At 64.5% G+C, this 18,853-nt stretch carries 16 protein-coding genes; 9 read left to right on the top strand and 7 right to left on the bottom strand.

Features of this window, described 5'->3' with window-relative positions; translation table 11 throughout:
* From EJ903_RS23790 to EJ903_RS23760, 7 genes are all read right to left on the bottom strand, one after another.
* Positions 1-366, bottom strand: a 366-nt coding sequence (locus tag EJ903_RS23790; RefSeq protein WP_148105301.1) for a transposase, incomplete at its 3' end; no start/stop codon positions are given.
* Positions 367-615: 249 nt separating this feature from the next.
* The gene (locus EJ903_RS23785) at positions 616-888 is read right to left on the bottom strand and encodes a hypothetical protein (protein WP_126620173.1); all 273 of its coding nucleotides are present in this window, start codon (positions 886-888) and stop codon (positions 616-618) included.
* A 108-nt stretch (positions 889-996) separates the two neighbouring features.
* A complete protein-coding gene (locus EJ903_RS23780; protein WP_158628000.1) occupies positions 997-2,115 on the bottom strand; it encodes an IS4 family transposase in 1,119 nt (372 codons plus the stop codon).
* 205 nt (positions 2,116-2,320) lie between these two features.
* Entirely contained in the window at positions 2,321-3,637 is a 1,317-nt protein-coding gene (locus tag EJ903_RS23775) for a spinster family MFS transporter (protein WP_126620169.1), read from the bottom strand.
* A gap of 64 nt (positions 3,638-3,701) precedes the next feature.
* Complete coding sequence (locus tag EJ903_RS23770; protein ID WP_126620167.1) at positions 3,702-4,709, bottom strand: MBL fold metallo-hydrolase; 1,008 nt, start codon at positions 4,707-4,709, stop codon at positions 3,702-3,704.
* Between the two features lie 67 nt (positions 4,710-4,776).
* Positions 4,777-5,478: a TetR/AcrR family transcriptional regulator gene (locus tag EJ903_RS23765; protein WP_158627999.1), complete on the bottom strand. Its 702-nt coding sequence runs from the start codon at positions 5,476-5,478 to the stop codon at positions 4,777-4,779.
* Positions 5,479-5,600: 122 nt separating this feature from the next.
* A complete protein-coding gene (locus EJ903_RS23760) occupies positions 5,601-6,512 on the bottom strand; it encodes a fumarylacetoacetate hydrolase family protein (protein WP_126620163.1) in 912 nt (303 codons plus the stop codon).
* A 636-nt stretch (positions 6,513-7,148) separates the two neighbouring features.
* Here EJ903_RS23760 and EJ903_RS23755 point away from each other — a divergent pair.
* From EJ903_RS23755 to EJ903_RS23715, 9 genes are all read left to right on the top strand, one after another.
* Positions 7,149-8,819, top strand: coding sequence for a DUF1302 domain-containing protein (locus tag EJ903_RS23755; RefSeq protein WP_126620161.1), 1,671 nt, complete (start codon positions 7,149-7,151; stop codon positions 8,817-8,819).
* Positions 8,820-8,852: 33 nt separating this feature from the next.
* On the top strand, positions 8,853-10,226 hold the full coding sequence (locus tag EJ903_RS23750; protein ID WP_126620159.1) for a DUF1329 domain-containing protein: 1,374 nt from the start codon (positions 8,853-8,855) through the stop codon (positions 10,224-10,226).
* Between the two features lie 133 nt (positions 10,227-10,359).
* Complete coding sequence (locus EJ903_RS23745; protein WP_126620157.1) at positions 10,360-11,493, top strand: WD40/YVTN/BNR-like repeat-containing protein; 1,134 nt, start codon at positions 10,360-10,362, stop codon at positions 11,491-11,493.
* A gap of 5 nt (positions 11,494-11,498) precedes the next feature.
* Positions 11,499-13,922: an efflux RND transporter permease subunit gene (locus EJ903_RS23740; RefSeq protein WP_126620155.1), complete on the top strand. Its 2,424-nt coding sequence runs from the start codon at positions 11,499-11,501 to the stop codon at positions 13,920-13,922.
* A gap of 27 nt (positions 13,923-13,949) precedes the next feature.
* A complete protein-coding gene (locus EJ903_RS23735; RefSeq protein WP_126620153.1) occupies positions 13,950-14,387 on the top strand; it encodes a Zn-ribbon domain-containing OB-fold protein in 438 nt (145 codons plus the stop codon).
* A complete protein-coding gene (locus EJ903_RS23730) occupies positions 14,387-15,529 on the top strand; it encodes a thiolase family protein (RefSeq protein ID WP_126620151.1) in 1,143 nt (380 codons plus the stop codon). Before EJ903_RS23735 ends, EJ903_RS23730 begins: the two co-directional genes overlap by 1 nt.
* On the top strand, positions 15,526-16,776 hold the full coding sequence (locus tag EJ903_RS23725; protein ID WP_126620149.1) for a CaiB/BaiF CoA transferase family protein: 1,251 nt from the start codon (positions 15,526-15,528) through the stop codon (positions 16,774-16,776). Before EJ903_RS23730 ends, EJ903_RS23725 begins: the two co-directional genes overlap by 4 nt.
* Before the next feature lie 59 nt (positions 16,777-16,835).
* Positions 16,836-17,834, top strand: coding sequence for a fumarylacetoacetate hydrolase family protein (locus tag EJ903_RS23720; RefSeq protein ID WP_126620147.1), 999 nt, complete (start codon positions 16,836-16,838; stop codon positions 17,832-17,834).
* Positions 17,831-18,847 (top strand): MBL fold metallo-hydrolase, encoded by a 1,017-nt coding sequence (locus tag EJ903_RS23715; RefSeq protein ID WP_126620145.1) that lies wholly within the window; start codon positions 17,831-17,833, stop codon positions 18,845-18,847. Before EJ903_RS23720 ends, EJ903_RS23715 begins: the two co-directional genes overlap by 4 nt.
* Positions 18,848-18,853: the final 6 nt, after the last annotated feature.

Below are 18,853 nucleotides of genomic sequence, written 5' to 3'. Positions count from 1 at the left end.
AGCACCCGAACCGGGTATTCGTCGCAGCAGTCCGCAATGATTCGGAACCTCATCTCGGTGCTTCCGAGAAGATGGCCACAGTTTTTTTAATATATCCCGTTCCATCTGGACGCGGGCGAGTTCGCGTTTCAAACGGGCGATTTCCGATGCTTGATCGGCGCCAGTGGTCAGGGGGGCCGCCGCTCGCTGGATGGGGGGCATCGGCGGCCCCCCTGACCCGGTGAGGCGGCGCTGCCATTTCCGCAACACCGAGGGCTGCACTCCCAATTCACGGGCGATCTGCGCAAGCGAGCGGCCACTGCTGGCCAACAGCGCCACCGCCTCTTGCTTGAACTCGTCCGTAAAGATGCGCCGTGTCGTCGTCATTCTTGACCTCTCCGCTCCATCTGGAGCTTAGCAGAGGTGTCCACCGATTCGGAGGAGGGTCACTTGTAGGCCAGGATGTGATCGAGGTTTATCGCACCGTTCCATATGGCCTGGGCAACGTTGGTGACACCGTTTTTTTGAAGGATGTTGAGGGTGAAGCTGCGGGCCCGAGCCATGATGCCGGGGTTGTCCCGAATCCGGCTTTTGTCCTCGTCGCAGGAGATATCGCGTACGCCTCCGGTGAACCTTTCAATTACCCACAAGTTCGGCGGCGAGGCTTATGCCGAGGGCTATGTCGGTCAGGCGTGTCAGCCCGCGCCACATGACCGTATTGCCGGGCGGCGGATCGCTCTTGCGATTGAGATAGCCGCCCAAGCGGGTGATTTTCACGGCATAGAACGTCAAGCCGCGCGATGAGGCGTTGGCGGATGACTTGTCGGGCGCGAGACGGTCGAGGATCTGGACCTCCAGGGCCGTGAGCGCGACCTCTGGTGCCGGCGTTGGCGAAGCGCGGCTGCTCATGGTGATCTACGCTCGATGCTCTAAAATGTGAAACAACACGGCCCTCTAAGCTTTGATTTATCAAGCAGATTCACGCGTGAAATCGATTCCGATTTAACGCCATCTGCTCTAAAAGATCCGCCAACTGAGAATGCAGAACACGGCCAGTAGATTGACGAGCCGCTCCGCGGTGCGCAGTTTGACGTCTTCGGCTTTGCAGCCGGACTTCATGATCTTGTGGAAGACCTCGATCTTCCAGCGCAAGGCGTACCAGCCGAGCTTTTCCACCGCCTCCTGGGCGGTGCGCACCGGAAGGTTTGTAATCAATTTCCAGCTCACGCGTGGCCGATCTGCCGGTTCGTCGCGTTCGTAGGCGTGAATGTAGGTCAGCTTGAGTGCCGGATATTTCTTCTGCTTCCCGATCGGCGGCAGGACGTCGATGGTCCGGAATTTGACGTCCAACGTCACGGGCACGGCCTCGCCCTTGTCGTTGTGCAACTCGACGACATGGGACGCGCATACCACCTCATCGGCCAACTCCGCCGCAACGGTATGTCCGCCGTCGTCGGCGAGCCGGTCGGTTTGGGCTCGAACCAGGAAAGACGTTCCCAACTCCGTAGCGATGCAGAAAAGTTCGCAGATATCACTCTCGCGGTCGCCGACGTGGACGCACCGGCCAGGATCGCCGAGCAGGCTATTGGATTGGCGAAGATTTTCCAACCACCGATAGCTTTCCTTGGTCTCGATCGGCACCCGGGTCGGGTTGATTTTGCGCTTCAGCGCCGCCGCGCCCTTGAATTTGTCGCGGGTCCAGAACTTCACTGCGGCCAAGCCCAGCGGCACCCCCTGGGTGGTGACCGCTAGGCTGGAATGCATCAGCAATCCGCAGACCGCATGATGGCGCAGCCGGTCAGCCTTGTCCTTGCCGCTGTTGACGCTCTTGGTGAAACCGATCCGTTCCGGCTTTTCCCGCTGGTAGGTGAACTCGGTCGTGTCCTGCAAAACCAGGATCGGCCCGTCGGCGGCGGCCACCCGATCACACGTCGCTTCGAAATGCCCCTTGAGAATGGCATGTTCGCTGACCCGGCCGTTGGAAAAGAACCGGTAGGCGGCCTTGGTGTTCGCCCAGTCCTGGCAGGCTCGGGGTATGGTCTGGCCCATCGCGCCACCAATCTGGTCGAAAACCTGGCGCAGCCTCCTGTCCAAGCGTTTGTCAGGAAGTTGCCCCTCCGCGATCTCCTCGTCCACCCAGCTTCCCGGGCGCTCACCTGCTCCTGCCCATCCGGTTCCTCTGTTCGTCTCCTGCATGGTCGTCCGCGCCCCGGCTGTGATTCGGAGCCAGGGACAGAATCACACCAGATTCCCCGGCCGCAAGACCTCAGGCCGCGCCCCGGCAACGCCGCCGAACTTGTGGGTAATTGAAAGGCCTGCCAGACGCATACGGGCGTCGGAATCAATCCGCGCAGGCGGCGACATCGGCGCGAATGCTGCGGGCGGCGAGGCTGTAGATGACCGCACCGCCGATCATGCTGACCGCTCCGACCAACATGGCGTAGCGGATCGCCTGATCGCCAAACGTTGGGTGCAGCGCGTCGTTCAGCACACCGACGACCAGCGGTCCCAGCCCCCAGCCAAACAGGTTGGACAGCGCGAGCGCAATGGCACCGCCCAGCGCCCGCATCCGCGTCTTGGCCGTCGATTGCACGGCGGCGGCGGTCGGGCCGATAGCAAAACCGGCAAAGACTGCGGTCAGCACCAACGCCGCGTAGGTCACGCTGCGGTCGTTGGACAGACAAAAGGCAACCATCGCCGGGATCGACACGAGGAAGGCCAAGCAGGGTGCCCACACCATCCAACGGATGTCGCGGCGACACAGCCGGTTGAGGATGACCGCCCCGGCCAACCCGCCGCCGATGCCCGACAGCCCCATGATCGGGCCGATGATCATCCCGGCTTCCGCCGTGCTCAGATGGTGCACCCGCTGCAACAGGGCCGACGACCAGGACACGATGACCGCGTTGCAGAAGGCGGCAAAACACAGGGCGATCGCCACCAGCACATAGGTGCGCTGGGCTGCGAGGAAGCGCAGGGTTTCACCAAAGGATGGCAGATCGGTTTCTGTTCCGTTGGTGGTCGGGCGGGCTGCCATGCGGTCACGCACCGTCAGGCGGACGACCACTGCGACCAACAGCCCGGGCACCCCGGCGACGAAGAACGCGGTTTGCCAACCGTAATGCTGGTTGACATAGCCCCCCAATGCGAACGCCAGGAAAATGCCGACGAAGGTGGCGATCGACAGCACCGACATGGCTTGCGCCCGCCGTTCGGCGGGGAAGTAATCCGACAGCAGCGCCTGGGTCGGTCCACCGTTGGACGCCTCGGCGATGCCGACGACCGACCGCGCGATCAGGAGCTGCGTGGCAGAGGTGGCAAAGCCGGACAGGGCGGTCATCAGGCTCCAGACCGCCAGCCCGGTGGAGATCACCGGCACCCGTCCGATGCGGTCGGCCAGTCGGGCGATGGGCACGCTCATGGCGACGTGCAGAATGACGAAGCCAAAGCCGGACATGAAGCCCAGCATGGTGTCGGACACCCCCAGATCGCGTTTGATCGGTTCCAACAGCGCGTTCAGGATGTTGCGATCAAAGAAATTGATCGCCCAGACCACGGCCAGCAGGGCCAGGACGTAATTCGCCCGTGCCGCCGAAACGTCGGGACGGATGGTCGTATCCGCCAGGGGCGGGGCGGCGGTGTCGGCTGCGTTGCTCATTGTCGTCTCTTCCCATCGTCTCGGCGTCGGAGGCCGGGGCGCATTGTCGTTGCGGATCGATCGGTCAACCGCCGTGTGTGTGGCTGTGGTGTTGATGGGTGCAACCGGGGCCGCAGGCCATCTTGTCGCGGCGGTAGCGCCCGGCGAGCGCCATCATGTCCAGCATCGGAGGTGGCGGGGCACCGAAGGATTGATAGAGGTTGGCCACGGTGATGAAGATCCGCTCCTCGTCTGCCCAACCACGAAACGCGTCGATGGAAATGTCGAGCGCCGCCTCGGCCACCGGCATCCCGGCGTCAAAGCGTTTGCGCGCCTCCACTTGGAAATATTGCAGGTAATCCCGCTGCGTCCGCACGGCGTTGAGATCGGCGATGGGGCCATGGCCGGGCACGATCACATCGACGTCCAGCGTCAGCACATGGTCGCAGGCCTCGATCCAATTGGCGATGTTGACCGACACGATGGCCGGGTGAACCTGGTTGAACAGCACGTCGCCGGAAAACAGAATCCGGTCCTTGGGCACATGCACCAGCGTGTCGCCGCGCGAATGGGCGGGACCGATTTTCTTCAGATGCACCTGCTTGTCTCCGACGGTCAGGTCCATTTCGCTGTCGAAATGGCGGGTCGGCAGAACATGCTCGCGCTCGGCGATGTCAAAGCGGCTGCCCATCACCTCGTGCAGATAGGCTCCGGCCTCGCCGAAATTCTGCCAGTTGGTCATGATTTTCTGGATCGGATCGACGCCTTCGGACATGCGTTTCATGTCCTCGAAGGTGGCGAGCGAGGCGATGATCTCCGAATCGGCGACCAGGGCGTTTCCGGCGGTGTGATCGGGGTGGGCGTGGGTGTTGACCACGCGGTCGATCCGCTTGGCCGCCGGGATCGCCGACCGCATGCTGGCCAGCATCTCCGCCGTCAGCGGCTTATCGAACAGAGTGTCGACCAGCAATGTGCGGTCGCCGTCCACGATCAGACCGGCGTTGCTGTAGCCCCACCCGCCATCGGGTTGCAGATAGGCCAGACAGCCGTTGCCAAGATCGTGCAGCCCCTTGGTGAAGGTCCAGCGGCTCATCGATGAGGTCCTTTGCGGTTGGGCGCGCCGCCCCACCGATCCCGGCCCATCGAGGGCAGTGCGGGTGTCAATGCGGCGGGCGGCGACGGTGTTGGGTGGTGGCGGTGTCGGGTGTGGTCATGGGAGCGCTGAGGCCCGACACGACGAACTGCACCAGCTCGCGCAGGCCCATGTCCAGATCGGTGCCGAGGAACCGGCCATAGGACAAATGGACAATGCGCGAGCGGCCGGAGTAGCTGTACTGAGTCAGGCCGAACACCCCATGCAGCCGCCAATAGAACGACTCGTCGTCCAAATGCGGGCAGCATTGGCGCAGCAGGCGGATGCAGCGGATTGACACCTCGTCGAACAGCTGTTCCATCACCTCGCGCACCTCGGGGGCGGGGTCGGTCAGGGTGCGCACCATCAGTTCGCCGAACACGCTGCTGCCTGTGTCGCGCGGGTTGTAGGAGGAGAGCACCGGCATCAGCGTCGCCTCCACCACCTCGCGCAGGATCGGCACGCCGTCCACCGAACGGGCGACGCACTGGTCGAACAGACGAAGCCGTTCGTCGGTGATCGGGCGCAGGCGGCGTTCGCACACCGCCTTGAACAGCGCCTTTTTCGATCCCCAATAGTAATGGATGGTTCCCAGATTGGCCCCGGCGGCGTCGGTGATGGCGCGGATCGTCGTGCCTTCGTAGCCATGCTTGGCAAACAGCGTTTCCGCCGCGTCCAGGAAATCCTTGATCGTCGCGTCGGAGGAGTGGGGGCGCCGGGGCTTGCGCACCCTCTTGGTGGGCTGTGGCGCTGGATCGGTCACAGGTGGGCGTCCAATGGTGGAAGACAATCCGCTCACCATCGACAAAATCGCCGGTCAATTCAACGGAAAGCGCCACGGCCCGCATGGGGTCAGGCACCGGCAACGATGCGATTGCGCAGGGTGCCCAGCCCGTCGATGGAAAATTCCACGACGTCGCCGATCGCCAGCTTGCGTCCCTTTTCCACCAGCGTGCCGCCGCCCGCCGTGCCCGACCCGATCACCTCGCCCGGGACCAGCGTTTCACCATAGGCCGAGGCGTAGGAGACGATGGCGTCCCAGCGGTGATGCATGCGCGTGGTGTTGGCCACACCCATGATCTCGCCGTTCAGCGACGCGGTCATGACCAGATTGTAGGGGTTGGGGATCTCGTCCTTCGTCACCAACCAGGGGCCGAGCGCGTTGCCGCCATCGAAATCCTTAGCCTTGGCCGGGCCGAACAGACCGGGCAGCTCCATCCCGGCCACGTCGCGGATCGAAAAATCGTTGAAGATCATAAAGCCGAACACATGGTCGAACGCCGACTCGGTTGGGATGTTCTTGCCCCGCCTGCCGATGACGCAGGCGATTTCCAACTCGTAATCGAACATCTTGACGTCGCCCGGCCAGGGAATATCGGCCTCGGGCCCCACGACCGACAGGTGGTTGCCCTTGTAATAGATCGGGTGCTGGTACCAGACCTTCGGCACCTCGGCCAGCAGGCCGATGCCGTTGGTGCGCGCCCAATGGGCCACGCCCTGAACATGCTCTTCGAACACCGAACAATCGCGCAGGCGGCGCGGCGTGGGAATGGGCGACAGCAGCGTCACATCCGCCAGGGCTAGCGTCGGGGCGTCGGGGGTGGCGGCCAGCGCCCGCGCGCGCGCCAGCCCCTCGTCACCGGAGTCGATCAGATCAAGCATGCTGGAAAACACTCCGCCCAGATCGACGATGGTTGCCAAATCGTCGCGCAGGGCACCGGGAGCGGTGCGCCCATCGGCGGTCTTGAAGGTGACGAGCTTCATGGAAGGCTGATCCTTTGTGTCGTTGACATCGCGTGGGCGCGGTGCCGTGTGGGGGCAGCCGCTGAAAAGGGCGGGCCATCCCGTTGCTGGGCGCGCTCATTGTTCGGCTCATAAATTAATCAAACGTATGAATTCGGCAAGGGGAATTGTGCGTTTGAGTCATCACTCTGCCCGGGGCAGCCGCAGATCGGCATGGGGTGGACATGGAGTATCGGATGCAATTTCCATCAAACTATTGATATTAAACAATATATAAAAGACGCGCCACACATTGTGTTTTAGCATAACATTGTAGGGTCTGCGGTGAAAGGGCGCAACGGAGCGGCGGCGGACAAAATTTAAACGAACGTATGAATCATGTTGCCAAGGGCAGCGGCCTTTGTTAGTTGTGGCAACAATCTGGCCCTGAGGGCCGATACCCAAGACAGCGGATGCACTGGGTAGCCAACCAAACAGCGTTGGCGCACCGCGCCGCTGCTTTGATCCGCACATCCATGCGCACGGTTTTGATCCGTGGCGACGCATAGGGCTTGCGCAACCACCGCGTTTCGGGGGGAGGGAACGTTGTCTCAAAAATCATGTCCGCCACCATTGGCTCTGCCATCATCAAGCCAATCACCCACAGGTAAGCCGCGCTTGCGCATCCGACGCCTGGGCCGGTTGGGTGTGTTCGCTGTCTGCGTCGCCGGGGTGTCGTCAGTCGTGTCGGCGGCGGAGCTGGTCAACAACGACGCCTATGATCTGACCTGGACCAACACCGTGGTCGGAACCATCGGCATGCGCGCGGGTTCACCAGCCAGCGTGATCACCAACCGCCTCAGCAACAACGACGGCGATCTGTCCTTCAAGCGCGGCGATCTCATCACCAAGCGCACCGACCTGCTGTCGGAACTGTCGCTGCGATTGCACAACGAAAACGAGCTGGCCTTTCGTCTCAGCGGCACGGCCTGGTACGACGGGGTCTATCGCGGGTCGCACGCCCCGTTGGCCGTCAGCCAGTCCAACGCCTACCCCACAACCGGCCTGGACCGCTTCACCGACTCAACGCGCCATGTTCTGGGGCTGGGGGCGGAGTTGAGCGACGCCTTTGTGCAGGGCAAGGGCGAACTGTTCGACCGCAACGTCCATTTCCGTCTGGGTCGCCACACGCTGCTGTGGGGCGAAAACATGTTCATCAACAACGGCGTGTCGTGGGGCATGGCCCCCTTCAACGGAGCCAAGGCCCCGCTGATGGGCCAACCGCTGTTGAAAGAATTGAGCATGCCGGAGACCAAGCTCTCCGGCACGGTGGAACTGGATCACGGCTTCAGCCTCGAAGGCTATTACAACATGGAGTTCCGCACCGACCGGGTGGCACCGGCGGGATCCTACTTCTCGACCTTCGACGGCATCGGTGACGGCGGCAACAAGATCATCGCCGCCCAGATCGCCGGTTTGTCGAGCGCGGCCTGCACCCGAGGAGTCGGCGGCGAGGCGCTGACCGGTGTGTGCCGCCTGAACATCAACCGTGTGTCCGACAAACGCGCCCCGAATTTCGGCAAGGATTTCGGCGTCGCCCTGCGCTACTCGGACCCAGCCAACGATCGTGATTGGGGCTTCTACTATGTGCATGCCCCCTCGCGCTGGGCGTCGATGATCCAAGGGCCGAAGTCGAACGATCCGGGGTCGGTCGGGACCTATCAATGGATTTACCCGCAGGACGTCAACATCGTCGGGGCCAGCCTGAACACCTCCCTGTTCGAGGATTTCAACCTGGGCGGCGAAGTGTCGATGCGCTGGAACATGCCGTTCTCGCAGAACACGGTGTCCTACGCCTATTCGTCGATCCCGACTGGCAAATCCCTGCACGGACAGGCTTCGCTGATCCGCTACCTGAAGCCGAACGGGCTGTGGGATGCGGGCATCATCATGGGCGAGGTCGCGGTCCAGCATCTGGTTTCGGTGGACGATGGCAAATATTTGACCAACCCGACCACCGGGGCCAAGACCATCGCCATCGATCCAACCGCCGCGCGCACCGCCGTCGGCTTTTCCGGTTTCATCTCGCCCACATGGACGCAGGTGTTCCCCGACGTGGACATCAACGCCGCCATCGGTGCCACGATGACGCTGACCAAACGGTCTGCGGTCGATAACACCTTCAACTTCAACTACAACCACGGCGGTCATATGCAATTCACAGTTGGAGCGGTCTATCAGACGGCTTGGAGCGCCAACGTGACCTACCGCCACTATGTCGGCTCGAAGACCCAGAACATCGCCGCCGACCGCGACTATGTGCTGGCCTCGGTGAAGCGCTCCTTCTGAGCCTGGGCCTGCGGACAAGGAAAGACGCGAACCATGACGATTGTGACTCGCACGCTGGCCGGTGCCTTCGGTCTGGCTTTGCTGGGCGCGCCCGCCGCTCTGGCGGCGGTGACGGCGCAGGACGCCGAACAGCTCAAAACCACCTTGACCCCAACCGGTGGTCTGAAGACCGGAAACGGCGACGGGACCATCCCCGCTTGGACCGGCGGTTGCCCGCCGACCGGTGACTACATCGACGGCCGTTTGCCACCCGATCCCTACGCGGGCGACAAGCCGCTTTTCACCATCACCAAGGCCAACATGGGTCAATACGCCGCCAAGTTGAACGACGGTGCGCGGTACATGTTGGAGAATTATCCCGGCTACAAGATCGTCGTGTACCCCAGCCGCCGGTCCTACTGCGCGCCGCAGTCGGTCTATGACGCGACCTTCAGGAACGCAACCACGGCAAAGCTGTCGCCCGACGGCAACGTCGCCAGCAACTGGAAGGGCGGCATCCCGTTCCCCATCGTCAAGCGCGGCGAGGAGGCGATCTGGAACCAGCAATACACCTATCGCGGCGTCGACGCGAAGATGACCTCCCAATCCTATTACACCTCGGCGTCTGGCGCGCGCAGCCTTGTGCAGGGCGGCACCTTTTACGTCACCTACCCGCCCTATTACCCGGACGGGCGCGAGGATCCGTGGAAGGGCGAATACCAGTACATGAATCGCGGGCGCATCGTCGCTCCGGCCTCGGCGGCGGGCAACGCGATGATGTTCTACGCGCCGCTCGACAACATGGCCAGCCAACAGCAAACCTGGATTTACCAGCAGGGACAACGGCGCTTGCGCAAATTCCCGCAGGCCAACTACGACACGCCCAACACGACGGTCGGCGGCGGTCTGACCAACTTCGACGACGCGCTAGGTTATTCCGGCATGCCCGACCGTTACGACGTGACGCTGGTCGGACGGCAGGAGTTCTACATCCCCTACAACAACAACGGCCTGTCGTTGGAACCGAACATCGACAAGGTGCTGGGGCCGAGTTTCGCCAACCCCGATCTGGTGCGGTACGAATTGCATCGCGTCTGGGTTGTCGACATGAAGCTGAAGGCTGGTGCTCGCCACGTCGTGACACAGCGCCGCCTCTACATCGACGAGGATTCCAGCATCCTGTCCGTCACCGATCAGTGGAGCGCCGACGGCAAGCTGTGGAAATCCTTGATCGGGACCATGTTCTACTATCCCAAGGACAAGGTGGCGATGTTGGGGGTGCGTCTGGCCTATGACCTCCAGGCCGGTGGCTATGTCGCCTTTACGTTGAACAACGTGGCCCCCGGCGCGGTCGTGTTCGGGGAGGAGGCCAAAAAGCCCGCCAGCTATTTCACCCCGGCGGCGGTCTCCGCCGAGGGGCTGGACTGACGCGGCGGCTCGCCCCGCTCCCACAACCCTCACTCGCGGTTTCCGTACAATGACGCGCACACACTCACGCGCGGCACGGCGGTGGTTTGGCCGATGCGGTTGCGACACCCCCGGTTCCTTGACCGCCGGTGTCATGACGGTTGGCTTGGCCCTCTCCGGCCTTGCCATCGCGTGGACGGCCCTGCCGTCCACGCCGCTGGCGGCGGTGCCGAACGGCCCGGCGACCGACGGTTCGCTCTCCGCTCCCGCCACCGCCGCGATCCATCGGGTTCTGAGCCACCCGGCACGCATTCCGGTCCAACCGGAGCGGATCGGCATGATCGCCGTCGCCCGCGCTGGAAAGCGGATGGTGGCGGTTGGTCTGCACGGCCTGATCCTGTTGTCCGACGACGACGGCGCGCAGTGGCGGGTGGCCCGGACGACCGTGGACGTCACGCTCACGGCGGTGCGCTTCGCCAGTGCCCGCGTCGGCTGGGCCACCGGTCATCTCGGCGTCGTTCTGCACACGCGCGACGGCGGCGAGACCTGGATCACCCAGTTGAGCGGCATCACGGCGAACGACCTGGAATTGGCGGCGGCCAAGGAGGAAGCGGCCCGCCACCCTGGCGACGCCATGGCGGCGGGGTGGCTGCGCATGGTTGAACGCCAGCGGGCCGACGGTCCGGGTTGGCCTTTCCTCAATCTTCTGGTGGAGGACGAGCAACGGGCGACGGTGATCGGGGCCAACGGCATCGCCTTTGCCACCCAGGATGGCGGTGCCCGCTGGTCGTCGATCAGCGCCCGGCTGGGCCACCGGCAGGGCCATCATCTGTATGGGATCCAAAGCGATGGGGACGGCGCGCTGGTGGCGGGCGAACTGGGTTTGCTGCTGCGCGCCACCACCCGCAACGGCCCGTTCGAGGAATTGACCTCGCCTTATGAAGGCAGCTTTTTCGGCGCGCTGCGCAGCGGTGCGCGGCTGGTGCTGTACGGGTTGCGTGGGCGCGTCTTCGTGTCGGGCGACGGCGGATCGACGTGGCGTCCCATCGCCTGGACGGGGCAGGCGGCCTTTACCGGCGGCGTGGCCCTGCCCGACGGGCGGGTGCTGTTGGCCGACCAATCCGGCGGGTTGGCGGTCAGCGATGCCGGTTTGACCAAGCTGACGCCGCTGGCGTTGCGGCTTCCCCCCATCGCGGGGTTGGACGTCACCGAACATGGGACCGTCATCGCGGTTGGGGTTGCCGGACCAAAGCGGATCCCGGCCGACGTGCTGATCGGCAAGGAGTGACCATCATGATGACCGAAAGCGATGGGCTGCGGGTCGGCGCTTCCGAAGACACCTTGCGCTTGGATCCGCGCTCCGGCACCTGGCTGGAACGGCTGGTGTTCAACAACCGTGTGGCGATCCTGGTCGTCTGCGCGCTCATCACGCTGGGGCTTGGCGTCCAGATGACCCGCTTGACGGTCAACGCCAGCTACGAACGGATGATTCCCGTCGATCATCCCTTCATCCAAACCTACATGGACAACCGGGCCGATCTGGCCTCGCAAGGCAATGTTCTTCGGGTGATCGTCGAACGGACCGACGGCGGTTCCATTCTTGACCCCGCCTATCTCCAAACCGTGCAGAAGGTCAACGACGCCGTCTATCTGCTGCCCGGCGTCAACCGGCCCTACATGATGTCGATCTGGACCCCCAACACCCGCTGGCTGGCGGTGACGGAAGAGGGGCTGGAAGGTGGCGAGGTCATCGATTCCAAATTCGACGGCTCTCCGGCGGCGATGGCGCGTCTGCGCCTGAACATCGAACGGTCCGGCCAGATCGGCCGGTTGGTGGCAACCGATTGGCAATCCAGCCTGATCCTCGCCCCGCTCAACGACGGGGCCGGGCATCCGCGCATCGATTACCGGCAGCTCTCCCAAAAGCTGGAGGAGATCCGAGCCACCCACTCCACCGGGGTCATCCGCGTGCGCGTCGTCGGCTTTGCCAAGATCGTTGGCGACATGATCGACGGGGCGGTGCAGGTCCTGACCTTCTTCGCCTTCGCCGTGTTGATCTCGATGGCCGTGGTCTATTGGTACACGCGCTGCGCCCGCTCCACCGTGCTGGTGGTGGCCTGCTCGCTGGCGGCGGTGGTGTGGCAACTGGGCCTCTTGCCGCTGTTGGGGCTGGAGTTGGACCCCTATTCGACCCTGGTCCCGTTCCTGGTCTTTGCCATTGGCATGAGCCACGGGTCGCAGAAGATGAACGGCGTGATGCAGGACATCGGGCGTGGGGCCGACCGGCTGACCGCCGCCCGCCTGACCTTCCGCCGCCTGTTCTTTGCCGGGTTTGCCGCGCTGGTCTGCGACACGGTCGGCTTTGCCGTTCTCCTCATCATCAAGATCGAGGTCATCCGCGAACTGGCGCTGACCGCCAGTCTCGGCGTCACCATCCTTGTCTTCACCAACCTGATCCTGCTGCCCGTGCTGTTGAGCGTGACCGGTGTCAGCCCGGCGGCGGCGCAGCGCAGCCTGCGTGACAGCACCGATGCTGGCGGAAACGCCGCCTGGCGCTTCCTGGACCTCTTCACCCGGCGCGGCTGGGCGGTGGGGGCGCTGGCGGCGTCGCTGGCCGTGGCGGGCGGCGGCTGGGTGGTGGCCAAGGGGGTGCAGATCGGCGACATCGACCCCGGCGCGCCGGAATTGCGCAGGGACTCCCGCTACAACCTCGACAACGCCTATCTGACGGCGCGCTATGCCACCAGCACCGACACGCTCATTCTGCTGGTCGCCACACCCGCCGAGAAATGCACCGATTACGGGGTTCTGGCCACCATCGACGCGCTGGAATGGCGGTTGCGGCAAGAGCCGGGGGTGGCGACCACCGCCAGCCTGTCGTCCTTCGCCCGGCTGATGACCCAGTTGGGGGCCGAAGGGAATCCGAAATGGTTCGAATTGACCCCCAACCAAGCGGCGCTGAATCCGCTGTCGGGCACCGCTCCGTTGGAGTTCGTGAACCGCGCCTGCACGCTGTCGCAGGTCCGCGTGTCGTTGCTGGACCACAAGGCGGCGACGCTGAAACGGGTGATCGGCGTCGTCCAGGGCTTCATCGCCGACAACCCGACACCGGGCGCGCGGATTTTGCTGGCTGCGGGCAATTCGGGGATCGAGGCCGCCACCAATATGGTGGTCGAAGAGGCCAGCCGCGACATGCTCTATTGGGTGTATGGCGCGGTGACGCTGCTGTGCTTCGTCACCTTCCGCAGTTGGCGGGCGGTGGTCTGCGCCATCCTTCCGCTGGTTCTGACCTCGATCCTGGCCGAAGCGCTGATGGCCGAGCTGGGGATCGGCGTGAAGGTAGCGACCCTGCCGGTCATCGCGCTGGGGGTGGGCATCGGCGTCGATTACGCCCTGTACATCATCAGCATCCTGCGGGTGCATCTGAAAACCGGGGCCAGCCTGTCGACGGCCTATTTGGAAACCCTGCGCTTCACCGGGCGGGTTGTGCTGTTGACCGGCGTGACGCTGGCGGTGGCGGTGGCCACCTGGATCCTTTCGCCCATCAAGTTCCAGGCGGACATGGGCGTGTTGCTGGCCTTCTGCTTCCTCGTCAACATGGCGGGTGCGTTGATCCTGGTTCCGGCGCTCGCCAGCGTCCTGCTGGTGGGGGACTCCCACCACGCCACCCCCCGCCCCACCCCCCTGACCAAAGACGCCAGTGTTCCGGCCGCCTGAGCGCGCCGGTGTTGGGAGACCGCGATCATGGACACACACGACAAACCCGCCGGAGAACGGCCCGATGACACCATGCCCAACCTTGATCTGGGGGAAACGGAGAGGCTGGTTGCCCGAACGCCGTTGGGCGAACACACGGTGATGGGCGGGGAGTGCGGCGATTGTAGCGCGCGGATGGCCCCGAGCCGTCCGGTTTGCCCCAATTGCGGCGGAACGAACATCCACCCGGCGGCCTTGGACAGCCTGGGCACGCTCTATTCCTTTTCGGTCGTCCATGTCTCGGCGACGCGGGAGGTGCCCTACACCATTGGTTACGTCGATTTGCCGAAGAACGTCCGCGTTCTGGCCGCCATCGATGGTGATCCGGCGGAACTGCGCTGCGATCAGGTGGTGCGTCTGGTCCCCGACACGGGGGATGGCTGGCGCTTTGCCCCCGCGAGCGTTGAAGAAAAGGACATGCGCTGATGTCGGCCTACATCCTCTCCGGGGCGATGATCCCCATGGGCAAACACACCAACGCCTCCTACGCCGGGCTGGCCGTGCCGCCGGTGCGGCGGGCGATCCGCGAATCCGGCTTGAGCCGTGCGGACATTGGGGCGGTCTATTGCGGTCACGCCTTCGGCGGCATGTTGACCGGCCAGCGGATCGTCAAGGATCTGGGAATCGGTGGCGTGCCGGTGGTCAACATCGACAACGCCTGTTCGGGCGGTGCGTCGGCGGTGCAGGCGGCCTGCCAGGCGGTCGAGGCGGGGATCGTCGATGTCGCGCTGGTCATCGGCGTGGACAAGCTGACCCAGTTCGGCGGCGGCACCCTGCCGCTGGTGACGGAGGATTGGGAGGTGCGGCAGGGCATGGTCATGCCCGCTCTCTACGCCATGCGCGCGCGCCGCTACCTGCATGAACGCGACGCCACACCGGCCGATCTGGCGGCGGTGGCGGTCAAGGCGCGGCGGCACGGCATGACCAACCCCTTTGCCCAGATCCGCAAGGCGGCGACGGTGGAGGAGGTTCTGGCCTCCCGCGTCATCTGCGATCCCCTGACCCTGTTCCAATGTTGTCCAACCGGCGACGGGGCCGCCGCCCTGGTGGTGGTGTCCGAAGGGCGTTTCCGCCGTCTGGGCAAGTCGGGGCTGAGGGTGCGGGCGTCGGTCCTGCATTCCGGGACCGCAACCACCGGCTTTCGCGACATGCTCCGCCCGGAGATCACCTATCATTCAGCGGCAGAGGCCTATGAGGTGGCGGAGGTCGATCCAAAGGATCTCGATCTGGTCGAACTGCACGACGCCTTCACCATCGCCGAGCTGGTCTATTACGAGGCGCTGGGCCTGTGCAAGCCGGGACATTCCGCCGCGCTGCTGCGGTCGGGGGCGACCAGCCAGGGTGGGCGCACGGTGGTCAACCCCAGCGGCGGACTGTTGGCCAAGGGCCACCCGGTCGGGTGCAGCGGCGTCGCCCAGGTGGTTGAAGCCTTCTGGCACCTGACCGATCAGGCCGGAGCGCGTCAGATTCCGAACGCCCGCCTGGCGTTGACCCACGTCACCGGCGGCGGCATTTCCGGCCTGGACCACGGGGCCTGCACCGTCCACATCTTCGAGCGCGCGTCATGACCGCCGCCGCAACACCGCTGGCCGGGCTGCGCGTCGTCGATCTGACCACCTTCCTGTCCGGCCCCTATTGCACCCAGATTCTGGGTGATCTGGGGGCGGAGGTGCTGAAGGTCGAACGGACCGACGGCGGCGATTCCAGCCGCGCCATCCCACCCCATTTCGTGGGCGAGGACAGCGCTTATTACCTGAGCTGCAACCGCAACAAGGGCAGCATCGCCATTGATCTGAAATCGCCCGACGGGGTGGCGCTGGTGCGCCGCCTGATCGCACGGGCCGATGTGGTGATCGAAAATTACCGCCCCGGCGTCGCCACGCGTCTGGGGCTGGATCCCGAAGCGCTGCGGCGGGAGCATCCGGCCCTGATCTGGGCGTCGATCAGCGGTTTCGGTCAGACCGGCCCGTGGCGCGACCTTCCCGCCTACGACATGATCGTGCAGGCCCTGTCCGGTGTGATGAGCCTGACCGGTGAAGAGGGACGCCCGGCGGTGCGGCTGGGCATTCCGGCGGGCGACATGGTTGCCGGAATGTACGCCGCCATCGCCGTCACGTCGGCGCTCGCCGCGCGCGCGGTGAACGGGCAGGGGCGGTTGATCGACGTGTCGATGCTCGATTGCCAATTGTCGATGCTGTCCTATCAGGGGGCCTACGCGCTGGTCGCCGGAACGACGCCCAAGCCGCAGGGCGCACGGCATGATTCCATTCCGACCTACCGCTCCTTCCGGGCGGGCGACGGGCGTGAATTGGTGGTGACGGCCAACACCGAAGGCATGTGGCGCGGGCTGTGCCAATGCCTTGGGCTGGCCGACCGGATCGACGATCCCCGTTTTGCCAATGGTCGGGAGCGTTTGCGCCACAAGGAGGCGCTGTGGGCGATCCTGGAACCGGCCTTCCTGACCGACACCGCCGTCGGATGGGTCGGCCGTCTGTCGGCGGCCGGGGTTCCCGCCGCGCCGATCAAAACGGTTCCGGAGGCGCTGGCCGACGCCCGCGCCCATGGCCGTCGCATGGTGGTGGAGATGGACACGGAGGATGGCCGATCCGCTGCCCTGGTTGGCAACCCGATGAAGCTGTCTGACGACCGCTTCACCGGGGGCGCGGCGGAGGATGCCCCGCGCTTCCCGCCCCGGCTGGGCGAGGACAGCCACCGTGTTCTGGCTCAATGGCTGGGGATGGACGTCGATGCCATCGACCGCGTTGTCGTTGCGGGAGTGGTCGGCGTCGCAGCACCGCTGTCCGATCCGGCGTGAAGCCGGGAGGCCGTGGCCTTGGGTGGTTTTGAAAAGAATTTGGGTGCGAGGAGGGTTCCATGCGTCTTGTGACTTTCACCCCGGCGGGGCGGGCCGATGGCCCGCAGCGCGTCGGTGCCTTGATCGATGGCGACACGCGCGTTGTTGATCTGACCGCCGCCACGGCGGGCGACGCGGATTTCGCGTCGATGCTGGCCTTGATCGCCGCTGGCGAGGATGCGCTCGGCCGGGCGCGGGACTGTGTGGCGGCGGCGCAGCGCGGTCGTGCGGATGACCTGTTGGACCGCGCGGCGGTGCGTCTGGCCGCTCCGGTGCCAAAACCGGAATCCATCCGCGATTGGGCCTGCTTTCCCCAACACATGCTGAACATGATGCAGCGCGACTACCGCCGCCGCGCCGCCAAGGAGGTCGATCCCGAGGCGGCGTTCCAGCGCTTTGTCGATCAGGGGCTGCTGAAGCTGCCCGCTGATTATTACGAGCTTCCACGCTTCCACGCCTGCAACCGTCACGCGGTGATCGGGCCGGAGGATGACATCGAGTGGCCGAGCTTTTCCGAACAGATGGATTTCGAGCTGGAATTCGGCTTCTACATCGGCAAGCGCGGCAAGGACATCCCCTACGATCAGGCCCGCTCCTACATCTTCGGCTACACGGTGTTCAACGACCTGTCCGCCCGTGACATGCAGGCGCGTGAGGCGCGCTTTGGCGGCAAAAGCAAGGAGTTCGACACCGGCAACGTCATGGGGCCGTGTCTGGTGACGGCCGACGAGATCCCCGATCCCTACAATCTGCGCATGATCGCGCGGGTCAATGGCGAGGTCTGGTGCAATTCCTCCAGCAACACCATGGGCCGGACCTTTGAACAGGTGATCGCCCACATGAGCGAGTCGACCACGCTCTATCCCGGCGATTTCTTTGGGTCGGGAACGGTCGGAACCGGCTGCGGCATGGAGAACGACCGTTACCTCAACGATGGCGACGTCATCGAACTGGAGGTTGATGGCATCGGCATCCTGCGCAACCGCATCCTGCGCCGCACCGGGAGGGCCGCGTCATGACCGCCGTCCACACACAGTCTTGGACCTTCACCCAGGGGCTTCATCAGGTTGCCGACGGGCTGTATTGCTGGCTTCAACCCGACGGGGGGTTCTGCCTGTCAAACGCCGGACTGGTGACGGATGGCGACCAGTCGCTGTTGGTGGACACGCTGATCGATCTGCCGCGCACGCGCGACATGCTGGCGTGCATGGCGGCGGCGACCCCGGCGGCAAAGCGCATCGGCACCCTGGTCAACACCCATTCCGACCCGGACCACACAGCGGGGAACACGCTGATGAATGGGGCGCGGATCATCATGACCGACGGCTGCGCCAACACCTACCGCCACATCGAGCGAATGGTGAAGGGCATCGACAAGCTGACCGGCGGCGCCCGCCAGTTGATGACGGAGATGGGGGCCGACGACTTTCAGATGGACGGCGTCACCTATGTGCCGCCGACCGAAACCTTCAACCGCGCCCTGACCGTCATGGTCGGCGACAAGCGGGTCGAGCTGGTGGAGATGGGGCCGGCCCACACCGAAAGCGACGTTCTGGTGCATGTGCCCGACAGTGGCGTCGTCTTCACCGGCGATCTGATGTTCAACGATTGCCATCTGGTGATGAATCACCCGCACATCGGCAACTGGATTGCGGTGTGCGACCAGCTGCTGGCCTGGGACGCGGCCGTGTATGTGCCCGGCCATGGCGGGGTCTGCGGCACCGAGGAGGTGCGTCGCCACCGCGATTACGCACTGTTCATCAAGGACGAGGCGCGCCGTCGTTACGACGCGGGCATGCCGGTGGAGGACGCCGCCCTCGACCTGTTCGACCATCTCGGGCGCTTTGCCCATCTCAAGCGCGCCGATTTCCTGGCGCAGAATGTCGGCGTGCTCTACGCCGAGTTCTCCGGCACGCCGGTGGTGGAGAATTTCGCCGCTCGTATGGAAGCTCGCTGGGCCTTCCGCAACAAGATCAGAGGCCGTGCGCCCGGCATTCCCCACCGATGCGCCGTGCATGGGCACCATCACTGACGGGCA

Source organism: Azospirillum griseum, assembly GCF_003966125.1.
Classification (GTDB): domain Bacteria; phylum Pseudomonadota; class Alphaproteobacteria; order Azospirillales; family Azospirillaceae; genus Azospirillum; species Azospirillum griseum.
The sequence above is the reverse complement of the archived record's forward strand: the minus strand, read 5'-3'. Positions and strand labels throughout refer to the sequence as shown.